Consider the following 19893-nt stretch of genomic DNA (forward strand, 5'->3'; position numbering starts at 1 on the left):
GTGGGTCCAGATAGCGGTTTCAGGCAAAATTTCATGATCTGACTATTGCGCGGATTGGGACAGAAATTCAATAGCGCAAGCGGATTTGAGCGTGTAAAAGCGAGAGGAAATGAAGATGATCAAGGGATAAGCAGGGTGTATCAATCGATTGATGAGCCCACCGAAGATGAAGGCGAGCTACCGCGCGCGTCTTTTCCGCTTGGGCTATGGCTGATTGGCCTCCTCGCCGTGCTGGCGGTATTTGCGGCTGTCTATTTTTCGCGACCTGCAGACCTAACGGACAGACCAAATCCCACGACGAACCGTGATGCCCGCGCGGCATATCTGACCGCGATCAGCGAGACAGACGCCCCGCTGCGGCGTGCCAGATTGCAGGACTTTATGCGGGTCTACCCGACAGATGACCGCGCCGATGCCGCCATGGCGCAACTCGATATAATTAATCTGCGTGACAATCAGGCGTGGAACGACGTGATGGCCCGCGTTTATAATGACAGGCTGACGCAAGAGGAGCGGCTTGCGATTTTGAATGAGTATAGCGAGCATTGGGGCGGGTCATTGCTCGGCGGGCGCGATGAGGAGATTGCCGTTCTGCGAGCGGACATTCTAGGCACACCAGATGTCGAGCCGAAGCCCGATCGCCGTTTGAATGATACGCGCAGCCCGATCCCGAAGAATATCCAAGACGACACTTTGCTGGGCGCACCGCGTCAAGCACCGCCACCGCCTGTCTACACCCCGCCCCCGCCGCCCAAAGTCGTCGAAGTGACAAAGCAAGTTGTGGTCATGCCACGTGTGCGAAAGAATTCAACGCCGCGCTATCCGCGCTCCGCCTATCGCCGCAACATCTCTGGCGTTGTCACGTTGAGCCTGAATATCGATGCGGACGGCGATGTGGCCATGACGGAGTTGGTGAGCGTGCAAGCTGAACGCTATGAGAAGGATTTCGTGAAAGCGGCGGAACGCGCGGCACGCAAGACGCGGTTCTATCCCAAGACGATCAATGGCGAGAAAGTCCCCGCCAGAGGCATCCTCAAACGATACCGCTTTGAGCGCGAATAGGTGTTCGTTTAGTGATGCCCGCCTGGCACAGTTTTGGGGTCAAGCCTGAACTCGCGATCACAATATTTACAGGTGACAGAAGTGTCTGAACCCATATCCAGATAGGTCTTCGGATGACCCAGCGCACCGCCGCCGCCATCACAGGCCACGCGAGTTGTCGAGACGATCACAATATCGTCGTCGTGACTTTCTGGGTTTGACATCAAAATCCTCATTGTTCACTAGGTCATTCACAGTTTGCGGCGTAATATGCTGCCACTGCGTGTGCGCCTTTCATATGACAGGCCTTCGCGCTTCGCAAGAATTATAGACGGGAAATCCGATGACGCCTTCTCACCCAAAACCAGACGACCTCTCCCCCGCGATTGAAATCAAAGGTCTGAAGAAGACGTATAAAGCCAGCAAGAAAGCCCCTGCCAAGACTGCGCTAAAGGGCGTAGATTTGGTTATTCCGCGCGGCTCGATCTTTGGCTTGCTCGGGCCCAATGGGGCGGGGAAATCAACGATGATCAATATCCTAGCAGGGCTGGTGAATAAGTCGGGCGGGTCAGCAGCGATCTGCGGCCACGACATTGATACAGACACCCGCGCCGCCCGCGCCAGCATCGGCATCGTCCCACAAGAAATCGCGATGGACGTTTTCTTTACGCCGTATCAAGCCCTCGAATTGCAAGCGGGTTATTACGGCGTGCCAAAGTCTGAACGACGATCTGAAGACATTCTCGCCGCTCTTGGCCTTGCAGATAAGCGCGACGCTTATGTGCGGCAACTCTCGGGCGGCATGAAGCGGCGCCTTTTGATTGCGAAAGCGCTCGTGCATAATCCGCCGGTCCTGATCCTCGATGAACCGACAGCCGGCGTCGACATCGAATTGCGCCGACAGCTTTGGGAATATGTGCAGGAGTTACATCGTAACGGCACAACAATTATTTTGACAACGCATTACCTCGAAGAGGCCGAAGCGCTGTGTGACCAAATCGCGATTATTCACCAAGGCGAGATCGTCGCCAATGAGAGCAAGGTCGATATGTTGGCGCGGCTTGATAAGCGGATTCTCAAGATCACGCCGACCGAATCGCTCTCCGCCGTGCCAGAGGCTTTGTCTGATTTGAACGCCACAATGGACGGCGAGCAGCTTTGCATTAGCTATCGCAGCGGCACAGATTCGATCTCTGGCCTACTCAATCGCGTGAAGGCCGCGGGGTTGTCGATCAGTGATTTGCGTACCGAAGAGCCCGACCTCGAAGACGTGTTTATGGCGCTGACCTATGCGAGCGACGCAGCCGAATGAGCCTCGTAACGCCTCTCAGGGTTGGCTTGCTCGGCGCGTCCCGCATAGCGCCAAAAGCGATGATCGCGCCGATTGCGAAACGTGATGATATGGAGATCGTCGCATTGGCCTGTCGCGATACGGATCGCGGCGCGGCTTACGCCGCTGAACACGACCTGACGGGCATCGACATTCACGGCGACTACGCGACGCTCTGTGCGCGAGACGACATTGATCTGATCTACAATCCCCTCCCGCCCTCTCTGCATTTAGACATAGCAAAAGCGGCGGCGCGACATGACCGTATTCAATTAATTGAGAAGCCCTTTGCGATGACCGCAGATGAAGCGCGAGAGATTGCCACCCTCCCGAGCATCTTTATCATGGAAGCGTTTCACTACGTCTTTCATCCCGCCTTTCACGCCTTTGAAGCGGCGGTCAAAACGCTTGGCCCGATCCACAACATTACGGGGCGTTTCCATGTGACGATCCCGAATCGAGACGGCGAGTTACGCCATATCGCCAAGCTCGGCGGTGGAGCGCTGATGGATCTTGGCTGCTACCCCTTGCATATGGCGCGCCGCATCGCAGGGCGCGAGCCGAAGATTGTGGCCGCCAAAGCGATTGAAGGAAATCCTGGCATTGATCTCTATTTGGCTGCGCAACTCGACTTCGGTGCGGGACTGACTGCCGAGATTAGCTGCGATATGCACGAGGATATTCCGCGCCTTGGCTTTATCGAAGTGCGCGGCGCTGGCGGCACGGTGCGCCTAGATAATCCCGTGCATCCCTATCGCAGCTGCACTTTGCACACGCCGAGTGAAACTACGAGCCTGAGCGATCGTCCTGACTGGGCCGCGCAGACGACCTATGACTGGCAACTTTCCGCGATCGTTGACGCACTCACACACGGCACACAACCGCCTACAAGTGGTCAAGACGCCATCGCGCAGATGCAAGCGATAGACGAAATTTACCGCCTAAGTGGCCTCGCCGCCCTTAGTTCTTAGCCCTTAACCCTCGCCGTTTGTAAGCCTCTCCTAAATTTAGGGCTAGGCATTTTACGCCCGCCGCATTATGTCCCCGCGATGGACGCAAAGCCGCATATCCCGCAGACCACGATCCTGCCGCAGAGCTGGCGCGGAGAGATGCGTGCCTTGCTGACGCTGGGTATTCCCATGGCGCTAACGCAGCTGATTTCCTTCTCGGTGAGCTTCGTCGATATGGTGATGATCGGGCGATTGTCGCCCGTGGATATCGCCGCCGCCGGTGTGGGTAGCGTTATATTCTACTTCCTCTGGATGTTGACCAGCGGGCCAATCATGGCGGTTTCGCCCCTTGTATCGCAGGCGTTGGGCGCGGACCAATCCGACCGTGTTGATCCGCGCAGGTCGGTTCGTATGACGCTCTGGATGATCATATTGTTAACGCCGCTCATGCTGTTGCTCGTGTTTAATACGGAACGCGTCGCGATCTTTCTGGGCCAAGACCCCAGCGTGTCCGCTAAGGCGCAGAGCTATATTCTGGCAATGATGATCGGCTTACCGTTCTTGTTGGCAGGAGGGGTATTACGGAATTTCCTGGCAGCTTTGGACAAAACTTTCGTGCCGTTTCTGATCATCACCGCTACGACATTCTTAAATATCGGCCTGAATTTCGTGCTGATTTTCGGATTATACGGCCTGCCGAAGATGGGTCTGACCGGGGCAGGATTAGCGTCTGCGATCTCTGGGATTGTCGGGTTCATCCTGCTGGTCGGCTATGTCTATCTCGATCCGCGCGCGCGTAGCTTTCATATATTCGAGAATTTCTTTCGGACAGATTGGGAGCGCTTTGGAGAAGTCTTTAGGCTCGGCTGGCCTATGTCGATGGCGACGACTTTTGAAGGCATGTTGTTTAACGCCGCCGTCCTAATCGTGGGCGTGATCGGCGTGACGCAGCAAGCGGCTTATCAGATTGCGCTGAACGTGGCTGCCATGGCCTTTATGATGCCGTGGGGGATGAGCATGGCAGGCGCGGTGCGTATTGGCCTTGCGCGCGGGGCGGGAAATAAACCTGCGGAGCGCCGCGCGGCCTCGACCACAATGATCGCTTGTATCATCATGATTGGATTGATCGCCATTCCCGTCGCGATTTGGCCGAATGGAATCGCCTCGATTTATCTAAATTTGGATAAGCCAGAAAACCAAGCGGTGATCGCCTTTGTCGTGACCTTCCTGCCGATCGCTGCTGCCTTCGCCTTTTTTGACGCGGTGCAAGTGGCGGCCAATCAGCTCTTACGTGGTCTGAAAGACGTAACGGCTGCCATGTGGATTACGGGCGTCAGCTATTGGGTGATCGGGTTTCCCGTCGCCTATTATCTTGGTCTACACACAGAGATTGGGGCGAAGGGCGTATGGTATGGCCTGATGGTGGCGCTTATCTGCGCGGCTTTGGGCCTCGGAATAAGGCTTCGGCAGCAGCTTGCTCTGCCGACGGCTGTGCAGACTCCGCGCTAACAACGCCGTCCAGAAAGCTCCTTCCTTGCGGGTCTTCGATCTCCACGACCCAGAGGTCAGGATCAAAATCGACGCGACGGTTAATCTTCGCTGTCGCGTCGGTCTCGGTCATTGGACCTTGCGCGATCCAGACGACATCTCCGTCCATATTACGCTCCGCTGTATAAAGCGTGACGTCGTGCCCTGCCCGCACGCTCACCAAATAAGCCCCTGAATCAGGGTCGCCCTTGCGCAGGATCGCCGCAAACGCCCCGGCGCTTTGGGCCGTCCGCAACAGGCCACTGACCGCAATTTGGGTCTTCAAGCGCGGGCTCATTTCTCGCCTCGCACTAGAAGCGCCGCATCTAATTTCGCCTCAAATGTCATATTTGGCATCCTACTTGCTTGGTTAGTCTTACATTAATCATGAGGCATCGGACCATGTCACAATACAAGACATTTCAGCGCGCAATCGCTGGCACACTTATAACTACTCTGACCCCAGCGCTAGGCTTTGCGGCCAGCGTTGGGCCAGATCTTTATGTCGCCAATCCGGGACTGAAATTTCCCGTGAAGGCCAGCGTAAATTACGCAGCCCCACTTTCGGACATTACCGACGGTGACCGTGCGATCAAGGCTCGTGTGCTAGATTGGCGCAAGCCTGCCTTAGACCTGTCCTTTGATCTGTCAGAAGCTGATCATACAGATAAGTTGCAGCTGCTCTTGACCGCTGATCCGCTCAACAAGATGAGCCGCGATAGCGAGATATTGGTGCAGTTCAACAATGACACCCCTGTGCCGATACGCACACGCGGGCAAGGATTTGATGCGCAGATTACGCTTAATCCTGCCAAAGTTCGCTCGCGCCGCAACACAATCCGCTTGATCTATCCGACGCCAGCGGGCGCAGATTGTGTCATGCCGCAACACGGCGCTTGGCTGATTGATCTGCAAAATTCCAAGCTAGTTGTAGGGGGGCGGGCAAAGTCCCGTGCGTTACAGCTTCGCGAAGTTGAAATGCGTTTAGACTTGCCAGCGATTGCACCGCGCCGCGTTGGCGTCATCACGCCTCAAGCCCTCAATAATGCAACCGCACTCCAAGCGCTCGCCGCTCAAGGTGTAGGCTTGCGGATGGAGACACTCCCGACATTTACGACAACGAAGGGTCAAGGCGACTTTGAAATCATCATGGCCCGCCGTGATCAACTGCATGCCTATACGAATGACGCGCAAGTTTTGAACGGTTCAGGCTCGCGGATTTTCGTGCCGCGGGGTCGTCCTATGCGCCTCATTATGACGGCTGATACTGATGCCGAATTGCTCAGCACGGTGCAAAGTTTCGCGATACACAAATTGCCCAAGGCGCGCCGTCAAGTGACCAGCGTTGGCGAGATGCGGATGCAATCGCGCTTCTCTTACGACATTGTCCGCGTGTCTGGCACAGAGCAATTATCTGATATTCCCGGGACACATTTCGTCAATAATGCAGGTGACGATGATTGGGCCAGCGGGCCGCAAGCGCTGCGTTTTTCTGTCGCTGACCCAGCCTCTATGTCGGGCGAAGTCCTGCTCAAGCTCTCCGCCAGCGAGAATGTGTCCGAAGATTCGCAGCTGCGCGTGGCGCTCAACGGGGAATTGCTCGGCTCGGCCAAACTTGACAAGACACGCAAGACGGTGGCTTTCACCGTGCGACCCGGCGCATTGCGCGGCAATGACAATGTGCTGACATTGACACCCGAACTCAAAGCAAAATCAGACACAGCCTGTCCCGCACAATCCGCTGGCACGCCGAATTTCGTGCTGGGTCGTGGGTCAAAATTAATGCTGACATCAGAGGCACCGTCTCCGATTACGGAACTCTCCCGCATGGCGGCAACAGGCGCGCCATTCACAGATAATGACGGCGCTAGCAGCTATATCGCGCTGCCCAAAGGGACGGCGGATTACAATGCCAGCCTCCGCATCATCGCTCAAATCGCTAAGTCTGCGGGTGCAGGCATGGTGGACGCGACCTATGCGCGGACGGGCGAGATAGACGCGGCGGGTGATCGTCATGTTCTGGTCCTCGGTCAATCCACCAAGATTGATCGCGAGCTTCGCACGGCGGGACCAACAGCGTTAGATAATGCTCTGAAAGGACAGGCCATTAATGGCGACAATCTGCTATCCGCGTCTTACGGCGAATTTGCCGCCACTGATGAGCAGCAGCTATTCCAGCTTTATGCCGCGCAATATACCAAGACGGGCCGCATCCGTTCTGGCGGGGTCGCCGCCTTATTTGGCTCGCCCAAGCATAGCGGTCGCGTCATCGGTGTGATCACCAATACGCCGGGCCAAAGCTTTGCGACAGCGGCCACAAATCTGGTCAAGAATGATCATTGGAACGAGTTACAGGGCGGCGTCGCCCGCTGGAACAGTCGTTCTGTCTTGTTGGCACAGACGGCCGCCCCCGTGGCGGAGTACCGCTTGCCAGTGATGGATTCGGGCGAGAGCTTTAGCGATAAGATTGCAAGTTTCGAAATGCCCGACTGGAAGCTGCCGAGTACGGACGGCCTAAAGGAGTTTGGCGTCAGCATGAGTGCGTCTATCAAATCCACGGTCAATCGATTTGCGGCCAAATTTGAAACATCTGAGCCGACAAATCGAATGGCCGACAAATCAGGCGAGCGCAAGCAGCAAGCTGCCATTGCACCCTCACCCACAAAATCGGCCTCCATTCCTGCAACGCCCTATACGGGCAAACGCTTGGCCCAAGAGCCTAAGCCGCAACAACTCGCAGCGCTTGGCGATATTCCGAAACTCCGCGGTCCAATCCCGCTGGAGACGCCGCGGACAAGTGGCTTGACGAAACTCAAGACCATGACAGTCGACGCTTGGGACGGTGGCAAGGATTGGAGCGAAGCCGCCTTGGTCAATACCAAAGCTTGGCTGACAGATTTCCGTCTGGGTCGGAAGGTCGATGATCTGCAAGATCAAATGCGCCCGCTCGGAAATAAGATCAAATCCGCTGTGGATATAGATAAGGCACCCGGCATGGGCAAGGTTCGGTGGGCAGATCGTAATCTGTCACCAGCAGCGCTTATCCTGCTGATGGCGTTCGGGATTATGTTCCTGCTGATGGCGTTGGCCAGCCCGCAATCCAGACTTGGTGGACGTCACTAACTTATAGATGCCATCTCTGAAATAGTCGTCGCGCGCCCTCGGTCCGGAGGGTGGGCGGCGGCTTTTGCGTGGGAGGATCAGATTAAGGCGCGGTGAGCGGCAGGGTAAGTTGAACCTCTGTGCCAACGCCTTGTGTGCTGGCGATTTCCATTTTCCCACCGTGCAATTCCGTCAACGACTGCACCAGCGATAGGCCTAGCCCCGTGCCGCGTTCCGCTGTTAACGTGCCTTGCGTGCCCTGCGCATAGGGTTCGCCAATTCGCGCTAATTCATCCGCGCTCATGCCTGCCCCTTCGTCGCGTACCGACAAGATCAAATCGTCGCCTTGTTGACGTGAGTGGACGAAAACACGCTCGCCCTTGGCAGAAAACTTCACAGCATTTGATAGCAAGTTAAGTAAGATTTGACGCATAGCGCGGCGGTCAGCCTGCACGATCAGCGGATCATTTTCGGGAATATCGACGTCGATCATCACCTCTGCCGCATCCGCCGCAGGACGGATCATTTTAACAGAACTGCGCACGACATCTGCAATATCGAAATTGTCATAGGTTAGCTCATATTTACCAGCTTCCGCTTTTGACAGATCCAGCACATCGCCGATGAGGTCGAGCATGTGCTGCCCGCTATCATGGATCAGGTCGGCATATTCCGCATATTTCCCTGGCAGTGGCCCAAATAGTCTCGAGCGCATCATATCGGAAAATCCAATAATCGCATTTAGCGGCGTGCGCAGCTCGTGGCTGACCCCAGCGAAGAAGAGCGTCTTATCGACACTGTCCTGTTGCGCTGAATTATTCGAACGGCGCAGCGTTTCGATCCGGCCCTCATCCTCTGACCGATCAATCGTGTGGAGCAGCATGCCTTTATTTTTGAGCGGCGTAAGATACATATCCAGATGCGTCAGCGATTGACCATTTTCGGGCAGAGTTAGTCGCAAGCTTTGCGGGGCACCCCCGCGCTGACTTTGATAGACCGCATCGCTAAACATGTCCTGCGCCCGATCATCATGCGGGATCAAGTTAGAAAGGGTCACAGCGCCGTGGGCATCGCTCAGTCCAAATTGCTTCGCGCCCGTTTCGTTGGCACTGATCAGAACGCCGTCCGCGTCAAATTCAAATAGTCCACCATTGATGCCTTCTCGCCACAGGGCGATGGATTTTGTCTCTGCTGCAATCACGGGTCCGCGGCGCGATTGCGCACTCGCAAACATTGACCCGATGACAAGGGCGATGGTTCCCATCAGGCCCGTCTGCTGCCCCCAGAGCGCTTGCGCGTCTGTGATCGGCGCTTCGGGAATATATCCCTCACGCCCCGCAAAGAAGAGAACACATGCGATGATCGCCGCAATAAATAACGCCTCGACGACCTTCTCTCGGAAGAACAACATCCCGATCGCGGGCACAGTCAGGAACATCAGCGCCATGGGGACAAACCCAATCGCGCCGCAGGCGATCACGGCCAAGGCGACCCAAGCAAACATCATCACGATCTGCGCCCATTCCTGTCGCATCACAGGCGTCAGCAGCAAGCCTAACACGGCTGGAACGCTCCCAATTAGTGCCATAGGCCAGAGCCCAAAGAGGTCGCCTCCGCGCAAATAGGCGCCCAGCAGGGCCGCCGCCAGCACACCTAACCAGATCAGGCTGGGAATAATTAATGTCGTATGCGCTTTAGATGCGGTCAAAGTCTCGCTCAGTTCATAGTTGGGAGCCCAATAGCCCCGTCATCAGGCGATTATGCCTAACAAAGTCTTAAAGCGCGAATATAGGGTGTCTGGCGAGAGAATTCGCGTGACAGGCGGGTTTTGCACCGCGCTACACCTGCGCGACTGTCGCCGCAAATGCCGCGTTGAAAACACAGCTGTGACCCCTTATGTGAGCCATATGAGTTACCCCGAAGACATCCAGGATATGATTGACGATTTTGCCTTCCTTACCGATTGGGAGGAGCGTTATATGCATGTCATTGACATGGGGAAATCCCTGCCCCCGCTGGACACGTCGGAGAAAACAGATGCGCATAAGGTCAAAGGCTGTGTCAGTCAGGTTTGGCTCGTCAGTCGGGTAGAAGATGGCAAATTGCATTTTCGCGGTGACAGCGACGCCCACATCGTGAAGGGTCTGGTGGCGGTTGTCTTGCAGATATTTTCTGGCCGCCGCCCCGCAGAAATTCTGGCGCTAGACGCATCTGCAATTTTAGGGGAGCTAGATTTAGCAGAGCATCTCTCGCCGCAGCGTTCCAATGGATTGAAAGCGATGATCGAGCGAATTCTCAGCCAAGCCCGCGCCTTGGAAAACTCTTAGGCTGAGCGACTAACAAGAGTTAGTTCGGCAAGGTTTAATCAAAAACGGCCGCAAGCGCGTCCGTGCTGACACCCTCTTTTAACTCTCGGATTTCGTAATAGCTTGATGCGATTGTGGCCGTATTGACCAGCGTCGCGATGCCTTGCGCGATGCCACTGACGACACCGTTCATGACGAAGAACAATGTTGTCCCGCCCGTGATCATCGCCTCTTGCGGATTGCCGAAAGCCAGTAACGCGATGGACAGCACAGCTGAAATGATACCCGTGATCACGGCAACAATGACATAAACGAGCAATATCCACCGCTTATAACCTTTGGCCAACTCCCAGCTGCGCCCGAGGGCTTTGGTGATGGGTAAGTCTTCAATAATCAAAATCGGCGCGGCAATAGACCAGCCAAGCGCGAGGAGTAACCCTGGAATAATGAAAAGCAAAAAGCCGCCCATAACACCGAGAGCCACTAATATGCCAAGACCTAAAAGCGGCCAGAAATAGCGCATCCCAACACGAATAGACCGCCCAACATTTCCGGCCTCCCCGTTGAAATCTTTGACGCAGGCATGGATGAGCGCGCCTTGCAATATGATCGACCCCACCAGAAACCCGATGAAGCCAACACCCATAGCAATATAGACCACCGGGTCGATTGAACTGAAAGACAAATCACCAGACTCGTCCATGATCCCGACAAGACCTTCGGACATATCCAGAAAAGCGGGCCAAGCGGCGAGCAGCGCGTAAGGAATGGCGATCACCAGCATGGCGATCCCGACAAATCCCGTGAGGTTATTGCGCAGTACAGACACAACACGGCCTAATACGCGACCGACTTCAAAGCTGGGCTTGGGGTTCTGCCACGCATATTGTGGCTCGGCGTCAGGCAGTTGCGTGTTATCTACCATGGGATTCGCCCCTATTTTTTGTCGTCAGTAATCTTACTCTTGAAATACATGTCTAGCCCGAAGGTGGAGAGCAACCCAGCGAAGATCGCAAAGAGCGGATGCCGGAGCGCAAACAGCACCATGACAGCAATACCGATACCAAGAATAAGTGCGTAAGGATGTAATTTCATACACTAGACCTATGACGAACTGCGGCTGTGCGCAAGCGCACTATGTCTCAAGCTCTACATCCCAATAGAGATAGTCGAGCCAACTTTCATGGAGGTGGTTTGGCGGGAAACGGCGACCCTGCGCTTGGAGTTGGTGCATTGTGGGCTGGAACGGTTTGACCCGCGGGGACATTTGCGCGTCACGCGGCAAGCGCCCCCTTTTTTCAAGTTACACCGCGAACAGGCGGCTGCAATATTTTCCCATGTTGTGCGGCCCCCAAGACGGCGGGGAATGACGTGATCAAAAGTGAGGTCATTCGGGCTGCCGCAATAGACGCACTCAAACCCGTCCCGCAGGAATAAGTTAAACCGCGTGAAAGCTGGCGACCGATTTTGCACGACATAATCTTTGAGCGCTACGACGGACGGGATTTGCATCTCGAAAGATGCACTGCGTACGCATTGCTCATAATGATCGACGACATTAACACGATCTAGGAACACGGCCTTGATCGCGTCTTGCCACGACCAGAGAGAGAGCGGAAAATAGGAGAGCGGTTGATAATCCGCGTTTAAGATCAAGCAGGGATAATTCCCCTGCATCACAGGCTTAGCCTCGTCAAATGAGGTCGAAATCACGCCCATAGGACAACTCCCTCGACGCATATTTCATTGACAATGTTCTGAATCACAGCGTGATGATAACTGAAAACGGATCTCCTTATCCCGATACACCCACTTGAGTGATTCCCACATAAACAGAAAGAAGCGGGTCTGACAAGATGATCTCGCGGCCATGATTGTCGCAGAATTTTGATGGCGACAGGTGAAAGGCGATCTAGGCTGCGACGGAGGGTAGATTAGGCCGCAATGATGTCGCACATAGAGATATGCGAATCACAACAACCAGCTTTGCTGTAGCCATCATATCAGTTGCATCATTTGGTGCAGCGTCACTGGGGGCTACAGCGCAAACCCCTGATCAGCTCAAACCTCAGTCTGATCCCTATGCCGAGTATGAGAGCCTAAAATCCAGCACGGCAATCGCTATCCCGCGCTATCAAAAGGGGCGACAGACTGGCAATTTGCGCACGCCCGACACGGTGGTTCACGACCTCTTCTCCCGTAGGCTTGGCGAGATTTCCGCGATTACTGGCGCGGCAAATACGCTTTATGTCGCCGACAAAGCCAGTGGGCAAATATTTCGCATTATGGACCGTAATGGCGATGGACGCCAAGACGGCGTGCGACCCCTGCCCCACCGCTTTGATGCGCCCAGCGGCCTAGCTGTTTTGGGCGGCACACTTTACGTCGCCGACCGCAGCGGTGTCTGGCGTGTTCAAGATATTGGCACGCCAACGCTGCTAGCAGGCCTCACCAATGCAGGCTCAACGGGGCGGCATATCTTGCGCAAAGATCCCGCGGGTGATGCGCTCTGGCTAGGGCTGACAACGCAAGACGGGCAAGCGAAATTGCTTAGCCTTTCGACCGTAACGGGACAAGCGACCCTTTTAGACCAAACGGCGGGGCAGTTACTGGACATCAGCGAAGCCTCTGGACCAAGGCCGTGGCTGTTCGTGCAAAAAGACGGCGTTTCTTATCTAGGGCCAAGCACTGATTTACTAACCGATATGGGCCGCGAGCCAGGTCATATTTGGCTGCCCCAAGGCACAGGCTCTATTCCGAATTGGCCCGCGAAATATGCGCAACATGCCATGATCAGCCGTAGCGTGTCTGGTGATGTTGTCATGGTGCCAAGCCTGCTGACCCGCCCTCTACCTGTGGGACAATCTGTCTTCTCCGGCTTTCGATCCTCGACAGGTCGCACGGCCTGGGGACAGTTGGGGCCGATCTACGCCGATGCGCGCGGCGTGTTTGTGGCGGACACCATGAATGGCGACATCTGGATTTTACGTGGACAGCAGCCTAAACCGAAAGTTATCGAACCCGCCCGTCCTGACGACGTTGACGCGGTCAAGGACGGCTCTGTCGTCACCCGCGAGGAAGAGTTTATTCCCGAAGCAGACGAAGAGCCCATCAATCCTTTCGCTAGCTCGATCAAGGAAATCAGCACGATTAAGCGCGGCTCCATGCTTGACAAAGGCTCGATGATCGAGCCTTCCTCTCGCGAGAAAGACACGTCCAAAACCAAAGATAAATCTGATAAAGATTAAATTGTGCCGTGCGTATCGACGTGGCCCGTGCGCCCCAACAATGTTGCCAGCCGTTTCAAACGAAACATGACTTGATCCGTGATCAAAGCCTGCTCTCCCGCTTCAACAGACAGAATTAATTGATCACCTTTGGTCTTCAATCGAAAGGCTGATAACAGGCCCGATGATCGCCCTGTCGCAACAATCGCCAAACGGATCGCCTCGCCTATGATCGCCGCGAAATCCCGTTGATCGTCAGAGAGCAAAGTCTCAATCGCGCGGGCATTCGGACAGGCCCGTTTCGCTGCATAAGAGCGGAACAAACTCAGCGCGAGGAAGGCGCGTTCCTCATGGGTGAGCCCCGCGACAGGCGCGTATAGCACATCGTTAAAGACGAGTTCGGGTCGATATTCTGGGTGAAGATTTTTCCCGAGCCCTGCCAGCAAACATGCCGCTTTGACCATGCGGCGATTGTCCCCATGCGAGTCGAGCATTTGCGGGAGCAGGTCTAGCATCGGCGTCAAAAACTCAAAAAGCGGATCGCCAAACTCCTCGGCTTGCAATGCGCCAAAGGCGAAATCTCGCAAGCCGTCAAAGAATGCATCGCGCCCCTGCACCGCCTCTGGCAAGGCCTCTTGCACCAACCCTTCGCGTAGGCCTGCCATGGAAATGACAATGCTGCTGGGCTGCACCCGTGCGAGCAATCGATCCAAAACAAGAGCGGCATAAGGCAATGTCTCCGCCCGGGCTTTGCGCAAGCCTGACCAGTCGAGAAGGCTCGCCGCGCCCTCCCCGCTGCCCCATTCGGCCAAGCCTTTGGCGGCCGCTAAATCCAAGCGATAATCTTGCAAAGTCCGCAACGGATAAAGCGTGCGCTGCTGATGTACAGCTGCCAAATTCCGCCACGCCCCACCAATCAGAAACAGCGTGTCGGCTTTAAACAAAGACGCAGCCTGTTGATCGAGTTCTGCATCAATTTTGATAGATAGAGCGGACATATCGCCAGGCATAATATCGCTCAGCGGGCCTTCGACAACATCGAACGGCCCCAAGGGCAGAGAGACAGATTCGCCAATTTTTCGGGCTTTGATGTGAACCAATTCCAGACTGGCACCGCCCAGATCGGCCGCCAAGCCTTCGCGCCGCGTATCGGCGGCAAGCAAGCCCATAGCGGATAATCGCGCTTCTTCAGTGCCGCTGATTGGCGTGATCATGAGGCCTGTTGCTTCTTTGATCTGTGCTAAATATTCGCTCGCATCTTCGGCCACGCGCAGGGCGGCGGTCGCGCCAATCAGGAGTTTGGAAATGTCCCGCGCTTTGGCGATCCGTTGAAACCGCAAGATCGCTTGCAAACAATCTTCGCGGCCCTTGACTGATAGCCGCCCCGTGACCCGCAAATCGCGCCCTAAGCCTGCGAGAATTTTCTCATTGAAAACAGGTGTGAAATGCGCCCCGAATGTCTGGTAAATCACCAGCCGCACTGAATTTGACCCGATATCAATAACGGCCAATTCTTCGCCGATTTGCGCTGGCAAGATCACGTCACGTCCGACCCATGAACAATATCTGATCCTGATACCAGCTTCGGCTTCCACTGCTGTGGCCGCTCAAGATCTTTGGGCGCAGACTCCTTCAGAGCATGCCCACGACCTGACAGGCTCGGGTTTTTCATAAAGTATTCATGCGCGGAAAATACCTCGTCGTCTTTAACAACACGGCGTAAATATTTTCCGTCAGGCTGCAAATCCCAGCTGTTTTTATTGTCTAGCAAATTTGCAACCATGATTTGGTCCAGCACTTGGTTATGCACAGTCGGGTCGTGGATCGGCACAAGTGTTTCGATGCGGTGATCAAGATTGCGCGGCATCCAGTCGGCGCTACTCATATAAACTTTCGCGTGGTCAGACGGCATAGGCTCACCATTCCCAAAACACACAATGCGCGAATGTTCCAGAAAACGCCCGACAATAGACTTCACACGAATATTATCAGACAGGCCAGTCACGCCAGGGCGCAGGCAGCAAATCCCGCGCACAACCAAATCAATCTGCACCCCCGCTTGCGAGGCTTCGTATAATTTATCAATCACGCGCTTATCGACCAGCGCGTTCATTTTCGCCCAAATCGCGGCTGGCTTCCCAGCCTTCGCAAACTCAATTTCAGCGTCCATCAAACGATCTAATTCGTCTCGTAGATCATATGGCGCGGTCACCAATTTTTTCATATTGCGCGGGCGAGAATAACTTGTGACAAAATTAAATATCTTCCCAACATCGTGGCCAATATCTTCATCCGCTGTGAACAAAGCTAGGTCCGTGTAAATCTTCGCATTTTGCTGATGATAATTGCCCGTACCAAGATGCGTATAGGTGCGCAGGCGTTCACCCTCTCGGCGGATCGCAAGGCTGACTTTGGCGTGTGTTTTAAATCCGACAAAACCGTAGACAACCTGCACGCCTGCCCGTTCCAAATCCCCGGCCCAACGGAGGTTTAGCGCCTCATCAAAGCGCGCTTTTAATTCCACCAACGCCGTGACGTTCTTGCCCTTTTCTGCCGCTGTGATCAGCGCGCGGATGATCGGACTATCGTCTGATGTGCGGTAAAGCGTTTGGCGAATAGCCACCACATCGGGGTCGAGCGCGGCCTGTTGCAGGAACTGCACAACAACATCAAATTCCTCGTAAGGGTGATGGACGATAATATCTTTGGCCGCGATTGCTGCGAAGCAATTCCCGTCAAACTCCCGAATACGCTCCGGGAAGCGCGCAGTATAAGGGGGGAAGATCAACTCTGGATTATGAGACGTCACAAGCTCTGACAAATCAGACATGCCGAGGACTTCGGACGAATCCTGTATCGCCTCATTCCAGCACTCAAAGCTCTCGATCAGAAATTCGCGCAACTCTGGCGCAATAGATTTATTTAATTCGAGACGGATCACGCGACCCCGGCGGCGTTTTTTCAGCAGGAATTCGAAGTGACGCACAAGGTCTTCGGCCTCCTCGTCAACGGCAATATCGCTGTCGCGCGTCACACGGTAAAGCCCCGTATCTGTGATCGTGAAGTCTGGGAAAAAATCTGGCGCGAAGTGTTTGAGAACGTCTTCAATCGGAACGTAGCTGCGCCGCTTCCCCTGCTCGCCCAATTTGACGAAACGCGGCACATGAGCTGGCACGGTCAGAAGACCAAACATCGGGTCTACGCGATTGGCGGCCGTTAGCGACAACACCATTCCAAAACCTAGATTGGGAATAAATGGAAAGGGATGGGCGGGATCAACAGCCAAGGGCGAGATGAGCGGGAAGATCGTTTCCAAGAAAACATTGTTCAACGCTTCAAGCTGCCCGTCATCCAAGTCGCCAATGCTTAGCACAGAAATTTTTTGCGTGGCGAGCATCTTCCTCAGTTTCGTCCACGTCTGCGCTTGGGACAGCGTTATCTTGTCCGCGCGTTTGGCGATTTTCTCTAACTGCTTGGACGGGGTGTAACCGTCAAAGCTCGGCGCGCTCATACCCGCCAGTTCCTGCGTGCGAAGACCCGCCACGCGCACCATGTAAAACTCATCCAGATTACTCGCAGAAATCGAGAGGAAGCGCACACGCTCCAGCAATGGGGTATCAGGATTGCGAGCTTCTTCCAGCACGCGACCATTGAAGAAAAGCCATGACAGCTCTCGATTGAAATATTGGCGGTTTTCTTCGGTGCGCATCATAAGCCCTTGGGTAAGCGCTTAATATGACAGCCCTGTGACGGACCTGCAAGCCAAGACAGGAGGGCGCTTTACGCTGCGCTGGTCGTCGCCTGTTGCTCTGCAATAATTGTATAGAGCGCTTCTGCGGTCGGGGCGGAACGCAAACGCTGACGCATGTCCTTGCGACGCATTAAGCGAGAGACTTTCGCCAGCGCACGCAAATGAGAGCCTCCTGCATCTTCTGGCGCCAACAGAAAGACAACCAAGTCGACAGGACGGTCATCAATGGCGTCAAAATCAATAGGTTCGTCCAAACGCACAAACAGCGCCATGATCTCTGTTAGGCCTGCAATTCGTGCATGTGGCAGGGCTACACCATTGCCGACACCGGTTGACCCAAGACGCTCACGCTCCATGGCCGCCGCCACAATATCACGACATGTGATGTCCTTCGCTGGCGAGCCGTCTAGGCCAATCAGCGTGGTTGCGATCTCTTGAAATAGCTGTTTCTTGCTGCTGGCTCGTAAACCGCACAGCACGCCGCCTGGGCGAAACAGTGATACGTTTGACATTGGTAATCCCTATGGAATTTACGACTTCACACCGTAGACCCCGTTTTAATCGCCCGCCACATAGCGAGGACTTTGGGGGCAGTCAAATGCGAATTTCAGCGGAGTTTTAGAATTTTCTGCCTCGAGCGCAGATTCATACTCGGCGAGGCTTTGAAAGATCGTGACATATTATGGGTCTAGCTGGGGTCTACCCAACCAATATGACCGTCAGAGCGCTTGAACACGACATTCAATCGACCATGTTTGGCATTGTGAAAGACGACCACTCCATTGCCCGCCAGACCTAATTCCAATGCGGCCATGCCAGGTGTCAATGTTCGGATTTTTCCTGCAGATTCGGCGATGACCATGGGCTCTTCGCTAACATTGTCCACATCTTCATCCGCAATATCATCATCAGCCAGCGGGTTTTGCATGACATACATCCGGCCCTCTTTGGCTTTGGCTTGCTGGCTGTGATCTTTGAGGCGGCGCTTATAGCGGCGGAGGCGCTTTTCCATGTGGGTCATGGCTTCGTCGGCGGCGGCGTAAGCCTCTTGTGCTTCACCTTGCCCTTCAAGAGCGGCCCCTGACGGTAGGTGCACCGAACTGATAACGCGAAATCCTGATCCTTCGCGGCTGACGCTCACCTGCGCCGTGCCTTCGCGATGAATATATTTGTCCATCATCTCCTCTAGTTTACTTGAAATTCGCTCTCGGAGCGCTTGTGAAACATCAATACCTTTGGAAACGATTTGGATTTGCATAAATATCCTCTTTCTTATAGTTGCCCTCAATCCATAACACATTTTGAGGCGCACGGTAAAAAAAACAGTTAAATCTCGGCCATAATTGTCGAAGCGCCGTATGTATGTTTATGACACCGCACATGCACGATTATATTCGCCAATGGCTTAACCTGCTCCTTGCCCCTCTCATGTGGGGGATGTCCAGCCTATACATGCTTGTTCCGTCTGCCAGGTCAGCCTCTGAGTTTTCGGATATGAGCGAGAATATACTCGTGCCGTTCGGGGTAGCATTTGCAATCTGGCTGCCAATATTTGTAGGCTGCATTGCTTATGGAGTTTTACAGTTTTTCCGTGCCAATCGAACGCGCGAAATTTTCCGTCAGTCTGGTTGGTGGACGGCGGCGGGGTTTGCGGGCGTATGTGGCTGGGCCTTGATTTCAGCCTTCGCACCCGCTGAGTTTGTGCAATGGGGCACGATCCTGATCTTTGTGCCGACGATGTTGTGTCTGGTGAAAGCTATGTTGATCCTCTCCCGCGGGCGAGGGTCGTTATGCAAGATTGAGCGATTTTTGGTGAAACTGCCCATCGCACTCATCGCGGGGTGGACATCGATCGCGGTCTTCCTCAACTGGACCCCAATTTTAGACAACGCCATAGGAGGCGTTACGCCGCCCCTCTTGCCGAGCTTTATTATGTTGGGCTTGGCCCTGCTTTGGGCGGCAGTGAATATTTATAAAAGCGGAAGTCGGGCCTATGCGTTTCCGATCCTGTGGGGTCTCAGCTTTCTCGCCGTACGTCACTTCACAGACGGCGGAACCATTGTAATCGCTTACGGCGCCCTGATCGGGATTGTGATTTTGCTCGCAACATTGTGGCGTGGATATAGCCGCCGCACGACAACAGCATAACTCATAAAAAAGGCGACCCGCAAAGGCCGCCTTTTCAATTTAAATTAATTGCGTCGTTTATGAAAAAACGTCGCCCTGATCGTTTAAAGGATCTGGACCAAAACGATTTGGACCCACTGTTCCGCGCTGAACAAATAGATAAATCAAGTATAGCGCACCGAGTAGCGGGATAAATGCAATCAGCAACCACCAACCGCTTTTATCAATATCGTGCAATTTACGAACACCCACTGCGATAGACGGGATCAATGTACCGAGTGAGAAAATCATACTCACAATACCGAAAATTTCTACCATGCCAGTTAGGAACGATAAGGCCAATGACACGACGAAGGTGAACAACGTCCAATACCAATATTCTGACCGCGATGAACGGCCACTAAAGTCAACATATCGTGCAAAGCCGGATTTGACTGCTTCTACAAAACCCATAATCTCTCTCCTAAAAATGGTGTGTGATTTGAACGCTACCATTTAATTGCGACAGAATGAAGCAATAAATGAAACGTGA

The 19893-nt window shown here is 54.3% G+C and carries 18 protein-coding genes and 1 pseudogene; 8 read left to right on the forward strand and 11 right to left on the reverse strand.

The features are described from left to right. The first annotated feature begins 135 nt into the window (after positions 1–135). A complete protein-coding gene (locus tag AB8615_RS12570; RefSeq protein WP_423245865.1) occupies positions 136–1062 on the forward strand; it encodes an energy transducer TonB in 927 nt (308 codons plus the stop codon). Positions 1063–1070: 8 nt separating this feature from the next. Here AB8615_RS12570 and AB8615_RS10595 read toward each other — a convergent pair whose 3' ends face one another. After that, the gene (locus tag AB8615_RS10595; RefSeq protein ID WP_409432556.1) at positions 1071–1265 is read right to left on the reverse strand and encodes a zinc-finger domain-containing protein; all 195 of its coding nucleotides are present in this window, start codon (positions 1263–1265) and stop codon (positions 1071–1073) included. Positions 1266–1384: 119 nt separating this feature from the next. On the opposite strand from AB8615_RS10595, the gene AB8615_RS10600 reads away from it, so the two are divergent. The 3 genes from AB8615_RS10600 to AB8615_RS10610 all read left to right on the forward strand — a co-directional run bounded on the left by AB8615_RS10600 (position 1385) and on the right by AB8615_RS10610 (position 4830). Beyond that, positions 1385–2353, forward strand: coding sequence for an ABC transporter ATP-binding protein (locus tag AB8615_RS10600; RefSeq protein WP_409432557.1), 969 nt, complete (start codon positions 1385–1387; stop codon positions 2351–2353). Continuing rightward, the gene (locus tag AB8615_RS10605) at positions 2350–3342 is read left to right on the forward strand and encodes a Gfo/Idh/MocA family protein (protein WP_409432558.1); all 993 of its coding nucleotides are present in this window, start codon (positions 2350–2352) and stop codon (positions 3340–3342) included. Before AB8615_RS10600 ends, AB8615_RS10605 begins: the two co-directional genes overlap by 4 nt. A 78-nt stretch (positions 3343–3420) precedes the next feature. After that, on the forward strand, positions 3421–4830 hold the full coding sequence (locus AB8615_RS10610; protein ID WP_409432559.1) for an MATE family efflux transporter: 1410 nt from the start codon (positions 3421–3423) through the stop codon (positions 4828–4830). Here AB8615_RS10610 and AB8615_RS10615 read toward each other — a convergent pair. Then, positions 4751–5146 (reverse strand): DUF1491 family protein, encoded by a 396-nt coding sequence (locus AB8615_RS10615; RefSeq protein ID WP_409432560.1) that lies wholly within the window; start codon positions 5144–5146, stop codon positions 4751–4753. The genes AB8615_RS10610 and AB8615_RS10615 overlap by 80 nt on opposite strands. Positions 5147–5250: 104 nt before the next feature. Here AB8615_RS10615 and AB8615_RS10620 point away from each other — a divergent pair, with 104 nt between their 5' ends. Continuing rightward, a complete protein-coding gene (locus AB8615_RS10620; RefSeq protein WP_418152361.1) occupies positions 5251–7971 on the forward strand; it encodes a cellulose biosynthesis cyclic di-GMP-binding regulatory protein BcsB in 2721 nt (906 codons plus the stop codon). An 82-nt stretch (positions 7972–8053) separates the two neighbouring features. Here AB8615_RS10620 and AB8615_RS10625 read toward each other — a convergent pair whose 3' ends face one another. Next, positions 8054–9658, reverse strand: coding sequence for a sensor histidine kinase (locus AB8615_RS10625; protein WP_409432562.1), 1605 nt, complete (start codon positions 9656–9658; stop codon positions 8054–8056). 52 nt (positions 9659–9710) lie between these two features. Here AB8615_RS10625 and AB8615_RS10630 point away from each other — a divergent pair, with 52 nt between their 5' ends. Further along, a complete protein-coding gene (locus tag AB8615_RS10630; RefSeq protein ID WP_409432563.1) occupies positions 9711–10277 on the forward strand; it encodes a SufE family protein in 567 nt (188 codons plus the stop codon). 34 nt (positions 10278–10311) lie between these two features. Here the strand turns inward: AB8615_RS10630 and AB8615_RS10635 are convergent, their stop codons facing one another. The 3 genes and pseudogenes from AB8615_RS10635 to AB8615_RS10645 form a co-directional block, all read right to left on the reverse strand. Beyond that, entirely contained in the window at positions 10312–11181 is an 870-nt protein-coding gene (locus AB8615_RS10635) for a hypothetical protein (protein WP_409432564.1), read from the reverse strand. A gap of 11 nt (positions 11182–11192) precedes the next feature. Further along, positions 11193–11351: a hypothetical protein gene (locus tag AB8615_RS10640; protein WP_409432565.1), complete on the reverse strand. Its 159-nt coding sequence runs from the start codon at positions 11349–11351 to the stop codon at positions 11193–11195. A gap of 40 nt (positions 11352–11391) precedes the next feature. Further along, positions 11392–11933 (reverse strand): annotated as a pseudogene (locus AB8615_RS10645) (HNH endonuclease). 287 nt (positions 11934–12220) lie between these two features. Between AB8615_RS10645 and AB8615_RS10650 the strand changes: the two are divergent. After that, positions 12221–13504 (forward strand): hypothetical protein, encoded by a 1284-nt coding sequence (locus AB8615_RS10650; RefSeq protein ID WP_409432567.1) that lies wholly within the window; start codon positions 12221–12223, stop codon positions 13502–13504. Here the strand turns inward: AB8615_RS10650 and AB8615_RS10655 are convergent. From AB8615_RS10655 to hpf, 4 genes are all read right to left on the reverse strand, one after another. Next, entirely contained in the window at positions 13501–15078 is a 1578-nt protein-coding gene (locus AB8615_RS10655; RefSeq protein ID WP_418152362.1) for a Ppx/GppA family phosphatase, read from the reverse strand. The genes AB8615_RS10650 and AB8615_RS10655 overlap by 4 nt on opposite strands. Then, positions 15021–17195: an RNA degradosome polyphosphate kinase gene (locus tag AB8615_RS10660; protein WP_409432569.1), complete on the reverse strand. Its 2175-nt coding sequence runs from the start codon at positions 17193–17195 to the stop codon at positions 15021–15023. The genes AB8615_RS10655 and AB8615_RS10660 overlap by 58 nt, the downstream gene beginning before the upstream one ends. 68 nt (positions 17196–17263) lie before the next feature. Beyond that, the gene (gene ptsN / locus AB8615_RS10665) at positions 17264–17746 is read right to left on the reverse strand and encodes a PTS IIA-like nitrogen regulatory protein PtsN (protein ID WP_409432570.1); all 483 of its coding nucleotides are present in this window, start codon (positions 17744–17746) and stop codon (positions 17264–17266) included. Positions 17747–17922: 176 nt separating this feature from the next. Then, on the reverse strand, positions 17923–18492 hold the full coding sequence (hpf, locus tag AB8615_RS10670) for a ribosome hibernation-promoting factor, HPF/YfiA family (protein ID WP_409432571.1): 570 nt from the start codon (positions 18490–18492) through the stop codon (positions 17923–17925). Between the two features lie 122 nt (positions 18493–18614). On the opposite strand from hpf, the gene AB8615_RS10675 reads away from it, so the two are divergent. Continuing rightward, on the forward strand, positions 18615–19382 hold the full coding sequence (locus AB8615_RS10675) for a hypothetical protein (protein WP_418152363.1): 768 nt from the start codon (positions 18615–18617) through the stop codon (positions 19380–19382). 57 nt (positions 19383–19439) lie between these two features. Here the strand turns inward: AB8615_RS10675 and AB8615_RS10680 are convergent, their stop codons facing one another. Further along, positions 19440–19814: a DUF805 domain-containing protein gene (locus tag AB8615_RS10680; protein ID WP_409432573.1), complete on the reverse strand. Its 375-nt coding sequence runs from the start codon at positions 19812–19814 to the stop codon at positions 19440–19442. Between the last annotated feature and the right edge of the window lie 79 nt (positions 19815–19893).

The sequence above is a fragment of the Litorimonas sp. RW-G-Af-16 genome, from assembly GCF_048319245.1.
Lineage (GTDB): Bacteria > Pseudomonadota > Alphaproteobacteria > Caulobacterales > Maricaulaceae > Litorimonas.